Genomic DNA, 12,705 nt, shown 5'->3' with positions numbered 1-12,705 from the left:
TAACTTTCTAAGGGTCACCCCTTTTCAAGCCCGTTTGCTTATGTGCATATCTCTTTCGTTTATCGAAACCAAGTACTGATCTCCAATCTCGAAGCTAAATACACCTTCCTCTTCTTCAATAATCTGAACGGCAGGCTGTTGCCCCCCTTGAAAAGGAATAAGCACGGTCAAGAAAGTCATAGTACCGCTGTACCTATCCTGAAAGCGGACCCTTGTCGAAGGCCTTGAGATATCGGTCTCATCGGACAGCCTTCCCTCCAGAAGATCCAATTTCCCCGTATGGCTTGTCGCAATCGCCAGATTTGCAATATCGCTAGTCCCAATCACGCCGCCTAGGCTCTCTTTCACCTCGACAAAATCCAGATGGAAATAGCGCTGGACGCTATGGGCATTCAGCCCTTCTACCCGATCTGCAATAAGCACGAATCGATTATCCACTAGTGAAATATGCCGATGATGGACAACCGGATCATAGTTTGTATGGCTGGCGCTGGCGAGCTGGTAGAAGCCTCTATCCTCTACATTGTAGATTCCACCAGGCTTTTGTGGCCCAAATGTAAAGGAATTAATATACTCGAAATGATCTCGCTCATCGATCAGCAGCGTAGAGTGATAATTCGAGCTCTTAAACTGCTTACGGTCCTCATCATTCCGATAACAAAAAAATCCGGGATCGCAAATCATGTCTTTTCCGAGCGCCGTAAAATCAAAGCTCATCAGATCGATATGGGCATGGGCATTCTGAATCGGGCTTTTACATGTAAACAAAAAACTGAGAGCCTTCGAATCCCAGCCACTGCGGATAATTGCTTGATCCAATGTACGATTCCAGAATGTCGTGGGCTTATCCAATACAAACTCTCTATCCTGCAAGGAATACAGCTCCTCCACAAATTGGCGGACATCGAGCGCTCTCCATACATGCTTACTAGCTTCCCTTACAACTTCGTGTACATCAATCAAATTCGTTGCAAGCCCTAGCCAGGAGCTATCATTCAAGGCATAATACCCATAAACACCAGACATTACCGCAAGCGGATTTGCAAAAGAGTCTCCGACAGGTACACATTTCCCGGTTGGTCTTAACGAGTAGATCGAGTAATCCAAATTCTTTCTGAACCGTCCCATGTACTCCGCAGAGAACTCAAAATCGAAACGTTTAGCCAGAACGACAGCCAGCCCGAACCAGAACATGCAGCCATTATGATACGATGGACAGCCTTCAATTTGACCGCCATCCTCTGTCAGTTGCGCCATGCTGCACTTTTCGATGCCCTCTATCGCAAAAGCCTTCCATTCCTCGGCTTCTTTCAGCTCGGGAAAGTAAAGAGCAGTCGTCAGAAGGCCCAAACATTCCATTAAATAATGGTTATGATCCGCTTTAGGCCACAGCTGAGGAGACACGTTACGCAAAGCTTTTACTTGCTTGTAAATGACTGTTAAATACTTCTCCAAAATTTCTTCTGTGAACAACTCCGAAGGGCCTAGATGCTCCAGAACAAGCGGCCAAATTTTGTAGCCCCGGATACCAATCTCCAAAACCCTCAGCGGATGGCATTCCGTAAAATAGCCAATCGGCTTAGCCAGTAAGTCCTCAGGAATAGTGACCGTTTCGATCCAGTCCAGCATTTCATCGATGACCTTGAGTCCGTATTTCGCGTCCTTGGATAGCGAGTAGGCTTCCAGTAAATCCTGCCAATGCGTCATGCGATTCAGCTGCCATAAATATTCATTGTCATTATGTCTGCGCTCTAGCCAGCTAGGCGGATTCCCGACAAACTCTCTGACTCCCCCTGTACCAGGAAGCATGATCATTCCTTGATAGGCGAATTCGGCATTCGCAATCGTCTCGCGCACGTGATCAGGCATATGTGCTGCGATATAGGCGGCTTTCTCGTCCATCGGCTCAAGCCGTGAGCGCAAGTTAGCTAACAGCTCCGTCGTAGTCATCGGCTCTTTCAGCAATGATTGCAGATTCATTTATTCATCTCCATTATGTTATTTTGAATTCGAAATGCCCCCTCCGAAATCATCAAGACTCCGGAAGGAGCGATTCCAGCTATTTCATGTAACGGTCGTATGCACCTTGCTCCAGAGCAAGCAAATCCTTGATGCCCAAGCTTTCCAGCTCTTTAATATACTTGCTAAATGTCTCATCGTTTACTGGTTCCACGCCGAGCACCCAACGCTGCAGCTTTTCCTCCACATAAGTCAGTACGCCCGCATTTAACTCCTCAAATTTGGTCCGTTCATCATCTGTATAAGAAATCGGCGGATAAGCCTTCATAATATAGCCATTGTCAATGTATTCCTTGATGCCTTTCAACGCAGTTGCGTTTGTCCATTGTTCTTCGTAAGCGTAGTCTTGATGGAAGGCGAGCTCGATCTGGGCTCCCTCTTCCTGAAGCTGTTGAATGACTGTCTTTTCTTTATTTTTCAATAATGAATCTTTAAACTTCGGTTTGCCGTCCACGAGGTCGTAGTCCTTACCTTCGATGCCAAAGTTCATCAGTCTCCGACCCTCTTCGGAAAACCAGAAATCCATATATTTGATCGCTTCTACGGGATGCTTGGTAGTCGCCGAGATTCCCCATCCGCTTGCATGCGTCCCCTTGCGAGAACTTTCTTCGATTACTTTGCCTTCAGTGTTCGCTGGAGGCGTCATCGGAACAAAAGAGAAGCCTGGAATCTCAGTCGCAAGAATGTCATTGAAGTTAGCTGTGCTGGCGAACCAGTCGTGCGTCATGCCGCCGACATTGTCTCCGAGCAAAATGTTACGCGCCTTCTCTCCGCGGGTGAAAATTTCTTTATCGATCAAGCCTTCCTTATACCACTTCGCAATATTTTCGATGGCAGTCTTATAACCCGGCTCATACATGCCGTACTTGACGACACCGTTATCCGCGTAAAATCCGCGTTTGGCCGCATCGGCCCCGCCTTGCACGCCCCACTGAATCAGTAGATCGTAAATTCCATCCAGCTTGGACCGGCTGAAGTATGGGATTTCATCGTTTACTCCATTACCGTTCGGATCTTTTTCTTTGAAGGCTTTCAAGAGCGCATACAGCTCATCTACAGTTTTCGGCTGCTCTAGTCCCAATTTATCCAGCCAATCCTGACGTACAAACCAGCCTCTTGCAGCCGGTCCATCTGGCGTAAAGTTAAGGAAATACGTTTTGCCGTTATAGGCTTTCATATATTTAGCTGAATCTGGATGTTCGGAAAAGAACTTTTTAATGTTCGGGGCATATTTTTCAATCAGGTCATCTAGCTCAAGAAAGGCCCCTTCAATCCCAAGGCTGTCGTACTGCTCCTTAATTTGATGATGGACCAGATCCGGAATTTTTCCGGAAGCCATCATTGTATTGAACAGTTCTTTACTATTCGTCGAGGCCTTAGATGCAGTACCCTTTAGCTTAATATTGGTCATGGCTTCCGCTTCTTTGAAGACAGGCCAGTTATCGTCGAATATAAACTTATCTGAGTAGTGCATATGGAGCGTCAGTTCAACCGGCTCTTTAGAGATCAAGTTCCCGGATAGTTGTTCTGTATCCGACCCTTTTGAATCATTCGCTGAACTTCCACTATTTTGCGGAGCGTTATTGTTACTACAGCCTGCCAGCAGCATACCGACTGACATCATGATTATTGCAGATGATTTCATCCATTTTTTGTTACCCATATTCATGACCTCCCAATATTGGTTTCTTGATTTCATAGTAAAAGGATTGAAGTAGCCATTAGCCTTTGACGGAACCGATCATGGCGCCTTTGACGAAATATTTCTGAATGAAGGGATAAGCTGCAACAATCGGTATAATGGAGACGATAATAGTTGCATAAATGATCGTTTCCTTAGAATATACCGCCATATTCCCCATTTCGTCGCTCACGTTCATTTCTACGATGAGTTTCTTTAGCAAGACTTGTAGCGGTACCTTACTCTCGTCGCTCAGTAGGATCATCGTCCAGAAATAGCCGTTCCAGCGGTGCACCGCATAGAATAATCCGATCGTTACAAGAGAGGCTTTAGACAGCGGCAGATACACCTTCCATAAAATCGTCAGATCATTTGCTCCGTCAACCTTTGCCGCTTCCTCGAGTTCCTCCGGAATACTCTGGAAGAACGTTCTCATGAGGAAGACATAGAAGGTCGTAATCGCGAAACCGATAATGATCGTAAACCTGTTGTCAAGCATGTTCAAATCTCTGAAATTGAGATACATCGGAATCATGCCCGGTTGGAACCACATTGTCAGCGCGATAAAGAAGCTGATGGCCGTACGCCCCATAACCCGTTTCTTGGACAGGGCATAGGCGCCGCAAATGGTGAGAATTAAATTGACGATTACGCCGAATATCGTGTAATAAAACGTGTTAAAATAGGCAATCCAAATCCCCTTTTCCGATAATACCTTTGCATAGGAGTCAAAGTTAATATCGCGCGGCAGCAAGATCACCTTGCCGGTAACGACCGCATCAGAGGAGCTGATGGATGCGGATAAGACATAGACAAACGGATATAATGCAAGCAAAGCGATTATTCCAAGAAATACACAGTTAAAGATATAGAACAGCTTTTCGCCTCTGGTTTTTTTCATCTTCCATCACCTACCATAATCCAGTCTCTGTTAACTTCTTGCTCATCTTGTTGGCAAATACGACTAGAATAAATCCAACGACGGCATTGAACAGTCCCACCGCTGTCGCCAGGTCGTAACGTGCATCCTGTAAACCGGACCGGTACACGTAAGTGTTAATAACGTCGGCCGTCTCATAGGTGGCTGGCTGATACAGAAGAATGATCGCCTCATAGCCTACTTCCAACATGGAGCCCACCTTCATGACAAGCATGATTGCGATCGTCGGAATGATGGCGGGAAGCGTGATATGCCACATTTGCTTCCATTTATTAGCTCCATCGATAACCGCTGCCTCATACAAAGCCGGATTGACACCGGACAATGCAGCTATATAGATGATGGTACCAAATCCCGCTTCCTTCCAAATATCCATGGACCCGATAAAAATCGTACGGAAATAATCGGGATTGGTCAGAAAGTATTGCTTTTCTCCACCCATCATTTCGATCAGGATATTGATAATGCCGTTGCTAGGAGCCAAAAAGTTAGTAACGATCCCAGCTACGACAACGACCGAAATAAAATGGGGCAAATACGTGAAGGTCTGCACCGTTGCTTTGAATACCCCATTCTTCAATTCGTTAAATAACAAAGCGAGGATAATCGGCACAGGGAACGCAAACAGCAATTGATACAAACTGAGCAATACTGTGTTTTTTAATAGCCGCCAGAAATATGGACTTTTAAAAAAGGTCTCGAAGTGTTCAAATCCAACCCAGGGACTCGCTTCAATTCCTTTATATACACTGAAATCCTTAAAGGCGATTTGCAGGCCGTACATCGGCTTATACGCAAAGATGATATACCAAGCCAGAAACGGTATCAGGAGTAGATAAAGATAACGGTCCCTGATCAGGTTGGTTTTTATTTCTTTAAAGTTAAGCAGCACTCTCTTCTCCTCTCGCAACGATGTTTAGCTGATCCCCTCAGGAGCGCTCCCAATTGAAAGGTCAGCGTTGCAATTTAAACTATAGGAATGAATGTAAGCGCTGTCTATCGCCATTATTTCATCTAGCGGCAACTCTTTATGTCTGGGTTCATAATGTGCATTATTTTATGTATCAACAATTTCTCGTTATATAGAGAAACGCCCGTCGAACATACAATAGCCGCCTGGCAATTAAGCTAGGCGGCTTTGTTTTGAATCAACGGTTCTCATTACTTGAAGCCTCATTCCTTCTCGTTAAGCTTCTTTGCGTATTGGCCAGGAGCTAACCCTTCATACTTGCGGAACATGCGAATAAACGTGTTTGCATTGTTGCACCCGACCATTAGTGCTAAATCTCCAATTTTGATATCTTTCTGCTGACGCATAATCTCTTTAGCTTGCTGCACACGATAAAAATTCAAGTAATCTTTAAAATTTTCTCCGGAATGATTTTTGAAAGCGATACTGACATAACCAGGAGAGAAGTTAAACTCCTCCGCTATCATGCTAAGCGATAAATCCCTATTGTAGTTGTCATGAATATATTCAATCATCCGCTTTACCGTACTGTTATCCATCATTTCATTCTGCTGATCAATCGTATCCATCATGGCGCCGAACAAGGAAGTAATGGCGGAAACCATAAGCTCCTTCGATTCGCCGTGCTGTACGATGTCCAGAGATTCCTTATGAGCTTGAACGAACTCTTCGAAAGGCATATTCAACTGCTGGATAATTCGGCTCAGCGTAGCCAACACAAGCAGGCTGAACTGGTCGAGCTGCTGCCTGGTTAACTGCCTTTGCTCCAGATTTTCCGATAGCAGGCGGTTTAGCGTATTTAAAGCATTCTCCCGCTTGCCGCGAATCACATAGCTGATCAGCTCGCGTTCCGTATCGATAGGATAATAATAGCTGACCATCTGCACTTGACTGAGTTGTTTATAAGTAATGACAGAAGTCTTGTCCACTGCCGATCTCCTCTTCAGAATATCAAGCGCCTGGATAAAGGAGCGGTCAATTTCCCCAGCAGAAATTACAGGCTGGCCTACAGCTGCAGTCAATCCGTATGCATGCGCGTCCTCGATTTGAGCCATCGCTTTCATGAGCTTCTTCTGAATGGATTCTGTATCGGATTCACTGATTATGAAGACAAATTTGGTGAAATCATGATCAAGCAGTTCACAAGGGAAATGAACTTTCAACTGCTCATGAATAATCAAGGAAGTCTTTGATTTTATCGTAAGAATCGCATCTTTCGAATATTGCTCCTCCAATTCCTTAGCGTTCGAGAATGAAATCACACAAACGCTCAAGTTGCTAGAAAGGCTTTGCAGTTGATGTGCATTTAGCAGGTCATCCACCTTGTCAGGTGGAACGAGTCCATGGAGCAAATCCCGCAGGAACTTGTCTCTCATCGAGAGCTTGTGCTCATGTAGCGCGGATTTCATCTGTTCATTGGCTTTACTTATACTCGTCGCTGTCTCGTTCAAGAAAGCGAATTCATCTGCTCCCGCAGGCTCACCGTAGCTCTTGAACAATCCGACGAGATGACCCACAGGCCGGTACATACGCCTGGAAACTGCATAGGCGAACGCAAGTCCCACAAAGATAAGAATGGCTAATAGAAGTACAGCCCCTTTTAAATTAGGGGAAAAGGAGTCTACCAAAGAGTAGTTCTGTGTAACATACATATACGACCATTGCGGCATCGTATTCGAGCGGATTAAATGGAAATCGAATTCATCATTGGATAGCTTCTTATAATCCACGGTTGCCTGTTCATCCAGTTGTGCCAGTGGATAGGCAAGCAATTGCTTTTTCCGTTTATCGTCAAAGTTTGATTTAAGCGTTACGTATCGGCCATTCTCGATAATGGCAAAAGCTTCTTGCGCATCAGGCGATAGGGGTGGCAGCAGCAATTGTTCAAAGAATGAGACAACAAAAAATAATGAATTCCCTATTCCTACCCGTTCCGGATTAAGGATTCGTATGGATGCGCTTTCATTGTTCGTCGACGTTATATTTTGACTGCTCGATATCGTTATGTTTGGACTCGTACTGTCTGTACCTAATTGTGCCAAATCCTCATTAGTGATTCCCATATCTTCCATATAGCGTCTTCTATCCGACGAAATTTGCGGCGTAATAACCAAATCGTCGTTAGTCTTCATTAAATCGATGCTATAGCCGAATTCAGAGAATGCATCTATATGATTTTTCAGTGCATAAGAGGCTTGCGTGATCTCATAGTAATCGCGATCTTTTTCAGCGAATTTAACAACATGATCATCTAATCTCAATTGTGTAATTAAATTGAAAGAAACACCGAGTTTCGTGTCAATTTTGTCGCGCGATTGCATGAGAAAATTCTGCTGCTTCTGGCTTAATTCCGATCGCACATTTTGGCTGTCCTTAAAAAAAGAAAGGCAGACAGCAATCATAGTGTAAGCGAATATAATAACCAGATAAGCGATAAGTAGTTTTGTGAAAAAGGATTTTCTAAGCAATGTGATCTCCCCTTGATGATTCCTTTATAAATTGAAAATCACCCAATGGTAAAATTCGTATCCTTATTGGGTGAGCGTATATCTTTACACTCTTTTGGAAATATCTAACTCACACTATATATGAATATGAAAATACCGTCCATTCCCAAAATTCATACACATCCGCCAAAGTGGTAAGTATTATATTCTTGAATCCTATTACTCACTGTGTGGAATAGTATATATAACAATATTCTAAAAAGGTTGGTGGCATAATGTCTCCTGTAGCAAAGCTGTTTAAATGGGGAACGTGTGTGTATGAGGCATTTCTGGCTCTGCCTGTCCTCGGCGGTCTCTTTATTATAGCCAATGGTTGGGTCCCACTTGCCGTTGCCTTCTTACTCCACGCTGTAGCCATTGTAATCCTGCAAAGAGAGCGGAAACCCATCGTAGGGAATGTTCTAGGCATTATCACCTCGATTTTAGCGTTTATCCCACTCTTAGGTTGGATCATGCATGGCATCACTGCGCTCGTACTGCTCGTTGAAGGGATTTCCTCTTCACGTCAGGCAAATCGTTATTAATAAGAGCACCTAAATCGTCAGAAAAATAACCCGCCCCTATTCAGGAGTGGGTTATTAGCGTTTATTCTTAAATATGATATATACCTTTATGATTGCCCGAGATTGTATCAACGTCCTGCCGATTGGGAATCGGCCCGCCGGGTTCCACTCTCATTAATGTAACGCCCGTTTGCGTTGCCATTGCCATTCTCAAAACGTTTGCGTTCCGTACGCTCCATCTGAACAATCTGACCTTCATGCACTACGATGTGCAAGGAGCCAAATTCCATATCATCCAGAAGCCCTGCAATCCGCGTAAGCCATAAATCATCCACTTTCAGCGGTTTAGCCATTCTCTAGCCTCCCTTTCCCCATCCAAAGGATTATATCCGCCTAAATTCCATAATTCCGTTATTACCAACCCGTATACTATGAATTAACTTAGCACGGAACCAAAAGTACTGTCAATGGGCATTTTTTCGTGATAACCAGCTTTTAATAATCATCGTCACCAAAGCCAACAACAGGAGCAGTGAAGCTACTGCAAAAGAGGCTGAAAATTGATATTCATTGTACAAAATCTCAACATGCAGCGGCAGTGTATTCGTCTCCCCACGTATATGCCCGGACACCACAGAAACTGCGCCGAACTCGCCCATGGCCCGCGCATTACACAAAATAATACCGTACAATAAACCCCATTTAATATTAGGAAGCGTGACTCTGAAAAAGATTTGCCACCCATGTGCTCCGAGGGTAATCGCTGCCTCTTCCTCCTGTGTCCCTTGATCCTCCATCAGTGGAATCAACTCACGTGCCACAAAGGGAAAGGTCACAAACAGCGTGGCCAACACGATGCCTGGAAGCGCAAATACGATCTTGATATCATGGGCGCTCAGCCAAGGGCCAAACCAACCGTTGGCGCCGAAGACGAGCACAAAGATCAGACCGCCGATGACAGGCGATACTGCAAAGGGGAGATCTATCAAGGTAATGAGAAACCCTTTGCCGCGAAAACGAAACTTGGTTACTGCCCATGCAGCCGCTACGCCAAAAAAGGTATTCAGTGGTACAGTGATCGCTGCAACAAGCAACGTCAGCCGTAAAGCGGATCGGGCATCTGGATCGGTCAGAGCAGCTATATATACGTCCCAGCCCTTTTTCAGCGCCTCTGTCAGCACAACAATCAAAGGCAAGGCAATCAGCCAAAAAAGGACTAGTCCAGCAGCTCCGATCAACACCCATTTTACAGCCTTGGTTTCCGTTGTCGCTGGCGAGGACGTATTCTTCTGTAGCCGGGGGGCTTGGAGTGGGATGGTGCCTGCCACAAGTTATTCCTCCTTTAAAGGGTTTTACGAAAGCATGATTAGCTTCTGAAAAATGCCGAACAACGGGAAATATGATGTGTCTTCGAGTGAATTTGGGAGTTATCGGATGGTCTGCTATCTCCGAATTTGTTGACCCTAATTACTGGTAATGAGTCACTCCAAGGAATATTGGACTTCCGATCGCTGTTATCCTCAGATTTCCTGATTTGAACCGCTCCTCGCGGTAGAAATCCGAGGATAAAGGCGAACGCTGGCGCTTCTCCAGTTCCAAAATTCCTCTCCGCTCCTTTTTTACCAGTCATCTGGTTTCAAAACTCGAGATCGCTATCGCTCCTCCAACTACAAAGCGAATTTACTCTGCGACTCCTCAATTTACCGAGGTTCTGCATTTCATGGAAGCGAGTATGCTTCGTAAAATAAAGTCGTCATTTACCTGTTCGGATGTAGCCTCGCTAATACTCGCTCAGCAAGTTCTAATACAAAAACATTAGAGAATAGGGAATAAAATCTGAGTAAAACCGAAAGACTTACCGCGAAGTCTTACGCACCCAACGCTGGAGCGTATTAATGACTAACAGCATTAAAAAGGAAATGAGAAGCAGGAGCAACGCAACGGCGGTAGCACCAGCGTAATCATACTGCTCCAGTTTGGACATAATAAGTAAAGGAGCAATCTCCGTTCTCATCGGCATATTGCCGGAGATGAACACAACAGAGCCGAATTCACCAATACCACGGGCAAATGCCAAAGCAAAGCCTGTTAACAACGGCGGGAACAGCTCAGGCAGTACTACTGAACGAAAGGTTCTCCAGCGGCCTGCACCGAGGGTTGCCGAGGCTTCCTCCATATCTCGGTCCAAATCCTCCAGCACCGGCTGTACCGTTCGCACGACGAACGGTATCCCGATGAACATTAAGGCAAGGGTAATGCCAAGCGGAGTAAATGCCACCTTTAATCCTAGTGGCTCAAGCCACGCCCCGATCCAACCATTTGTGGCATAAAGAGCCGTCAAGGAGACACCAGCTACAGCTGTCGGTAAAGCAAACGGAAGATCGATCAGCGCATCAAATATTCTTTTGCCCGGAAATTCGTAACGCACTAGTACCCACGCCAGCAAGAGACCTAGAATAGCATCCACAAAAGCAGCAGCCGCTGCCGTAGACAGGCTGACACGATACGAAGCCAATACACGCGGATCGGTAGCTACATCCCAGAATTTCGCCCAGCTCAGCCCAGTAGAATTGAACAACAATGCTGAAAGTGGCAAGAGTACCACGAGACTCAGGTAAAGTACGCTGTACCCCATCGTTATCCCAAAACCGGGTAGTATCCTTCGCCGCGTTGTCGCCGATACAGCTGTAGTCGTTGCGGTGACATTCATCCCCTATTCATCCTTTCTCGCCTTCGGCAGGTTAGCCGATCAGCCCCTTACTAGGGACAAATCTCTTAAAGAAAAATATAATTTTCGTTTTATTAATCTGTTATTTAGCACCCGGCACATAGATCTTGTCAAAGATCCCGCCATCGTTAAAATGCTTCTCTTGCGTTTCTTTCCAGGTTCCGAATTTATCAGCCAATGTGAAGAGCTTTATTTCCGGAAACTTATCTTTATATTGTTCTTTCACGCTTTCTAGCGTTGGACGGTAGTAGTTCTCAGCCGCGATTTTTTGTCCTTCCTCCGTATAGAGATACTTCAAGTAAGCCTCGGACACTTCACGCGTATTTCTTTTATCCACAACCTTATCTACTATTGCTACCGGCGGTTCAGCCAGAATGCTCTCAGATGGATTTACGATATCGAATTTATCTGGACCAAGCTCTTCTACAGAAAGGTAAGCTTCATTCTCCCATGCAATCAGCACATCGCCAATTCCACGCTCTACAAAAGTGGTTGTAGAACCGCGCGCACCCGTATCCAGCACCGGAACATGTTTGAACAATTCTTTTACAAATTCCTCAGCCTTAGCTTCGTCGTTATTGTTGTGGTCTAGCGCGTAACCCCACGCCGCCAAGTAGTTCCAACGTGCGCCACCTGATGTTTTCGGATTTGGTGTAATCACTTCTACGCCTTCCTTAAGCAAATCCGGCCAATCTTTGATTCCTTTTGGATTTCCTTTGCGTACTAAGAATACGATCGTCGAGGTGTACGGTGAACTGTTATGATCAAATTTACTTTGCCAGCCTTCATTAATAAGTCCCTTTTCCTGCAAGGCATCAATATCATAACCAAGTGCTAAGGTCACAACATCCGCTTCCAGACCATCAAGTACAGCACGGCTTTGTTTCCCCGATCCACCGTGGGATTGTTTAATGGTGACCTTCTGTCCTGTTTCTTTCTCCCAATAGGCAGCAAAAGCTTTATTATAATTCTCGTACAATTCGCGAGTAGGGTCATAAGATACGTTCAGTAGTTCTACTGGATCTTTAGATGGAGTTTTTGTTGCTTCAGCCGCATTTGTGGCCTCCGCTGAATTGGTTGTTGCTGGTGCGTCTGTTGCCGAACTAGCACTATTGCCGTTGTTGTTATTGCTGCCGCAAGCAGTAGTAAGCCCTGCCGTCAGCAACAAGCTAAACCCTACAAGAAGCCCTTTATTCATCTTTTTCTTCATCTTTTCCACTCCCCCATGTTTTTCTTGCCATCATTTCTTTCCTGTGGATAACAAAAAGAACGGAGGAAAGCCCACGTATGGCAGGTCAAACCGGTCCTATGACACGTGTCTGCGAGCCTAATGCAGGCGTTCCTCCGTCTGTACGGT

General features: G+C 45.2%; 11 protein-coding genes. 1 reads left to right on the top strand and 10 read right to left on the bottom strand.

Features of this window, described 5'->3' with window-relative positions:
• Window positions 1-24 precede the first annotated feature (24 nt).
• From MKY99_RS02265 to MKY99_RS02245, 5 genes are all read right to left on the bottom strand, one after another.
• Window positions 25-1,980: an alginate lyase family protein gene (locus MKY99_RS02265; RefSeq protein ID WP_339268421.1), complete on the bottom strand. Its 1,956-nt coding sequence runs from the start codon at window positions 1,978-1,980 to the stop codon at window positions 25-27.
• Between the two features lie 79 nt (window positions 1,981-2,059).
• Window positions 2,060-3,682 carry an extracellular solute-binding protein gene (locus MKY99_RS02260; RefSeq protein ID WP_339268419.1) on the bottom strand — a complete coding sequence of 541 codons (1,623 nt, stop codon included), beginning with the start codon at window positions 3,680-3,682 and terminating at the stop codon, window positions 2,060-2,062.
• Window positions 3,683-3,740: 58 nt separating this feature from the next.
• The gene (locus MKY99_RS02255; protein ID WP_339244483.1) at window positions 3,741-4,601 is read right to left on the bottom strand and encodes a carbohydrate ABC transporter permease; all 861 of its coding nucleotides are present in this window, start codon (window positions 4,599-4,601) and stop codon (window positions 3,741-3,743) included.
• A 10-nt stretch (window positions 4,602-4,611) separates the two neighbouring features.
• On the bottom strand, window positions 4,612-5,532 hold the full coding sequence (locus MKY99_RS02250; protein ID WP_231573375.1) for an ABC transporter permease subunit: 921 nt from the start codon (window positions 5,530-5,532) through the stop codon (window positions 4,612-4,614).
• Between the two features lie 281 nt (window positions 5,533-5,813).
• Entirely contained in the window at window positions 5,814-8,078 is a 2,265-nt protein-coding gene (locus tag MKY99_RS02245) for a helix-turn-helix domain-containing protein (RefSeq protein ID WP_339268416.1), read from the bottom strand.
• A 254-nt stretch (window positions 8,079-8,332) separates the two neighbouring features.
• On the opposite strand from MKY99_RS02245, the gene MKY99_RS02240 reads away from it, so the two are divergent.
• Window positions 8,333-8,641 carry a hypothetical protein gene (locus MKY99_RS02240; protein WP_076285185.1) on the top strand — a complete coding sequence of 103 codons (309 nt, stop codon included), beginning with the start codon at window positions 8,333-8,335 and terminating at the stop codon, window positions 8,639-8,641.
• A 107-nt stretch (window positions 8,642-8,748) separates the two neighbouring features.
• On the opposite strand, the gene MKY99_RS02235 is transcribed toward MKY99_RS02240, so the two are convergent.
• The 5 genes from MKY99_RS02235 to MKY99_RS02215 form a co-directional block, all read right to left on the bottom strand.
• Window positions 8,749-8,973: a YezD family protein gene (locus MKY99_RS02235; RefSeq protein ID WP_042184406.1), complete on the bottom strand. Its 225-nt coding sequence runs from the start codon at window positions 8,971-8,973 to the stop codon at window positions 8,749-8,751.
• 111 nt (window positions 8,974-9,084) lie between these two features.
• Complete coding sequence (gene cysW / locus MKY99_RS02230) at window positions 9,085-9,948, bottom strand: sulfate ABC transporter permease subunit CysW (RefSeq protein WP_042184404.1); 864 nt, start codon at window positions 9,946-9,948, stop codon at window positions 9,085-9,087.
• A gap of 139 nt (window positions 9,949-10,087) precedes the next feature.
• Window positions 10,088-10,219 carry a hypothetical protein gene (locus MKY99_RS02225; RefSeq protein WP_339268413.1) on the bottom strand — a complete coding sequence of 44 codons (132 nt, stop codon included), beginning with the start codon at window positions 10,217-10,219 and terminating at the stop codon, window positions 10,088-10,090.
• 256 nt (window positions 10,220-10,475) lie between these two features.
• Complete coding sequence (gene cysT, locus MKY99_RS02220; RefSeq protein WP_042184402.1) at window positions 10,476-11,330, bottom strand: sulfate ABC transporter permease subunit CysT; 855 nt, start codon at window positions 11,328-11,330, stop codon at window positions 10,476-10,478.
• 100 nt (window positions 11,331-11,430) lie between these two features.
• Window positions 11,431-12,558 carry a sulfate ABC transporter substrate-binding protein gene (locus MKY99_RS02215; RefSeq protein WP_339268411.1) on the bottom strand — a complete coding sequence of 376 codons (1,128 nt, stop codon included), beginning with the start codon at window positions 12,556-12,558 and terminating at the stop codon, window positions 11,431-11,433.
• Window positions 12,559-12,705: the final 147 nt, after the last annotated feature.

It is taken from the genome of Paenibacillus sp. FSL R5-0470, assembly GCF_037975205.1.
Taxonomy (GTDB): domain Bacteria; phylum Bacillota; class Bacilli; order Paenibacillales; family Paenibacillaceae; genus Paenibacillus_AQ.
Note: the sequence above shows the minus strand (reverse complement) of the source record. Positions and strands in the feature narration are given on the sequence as shown.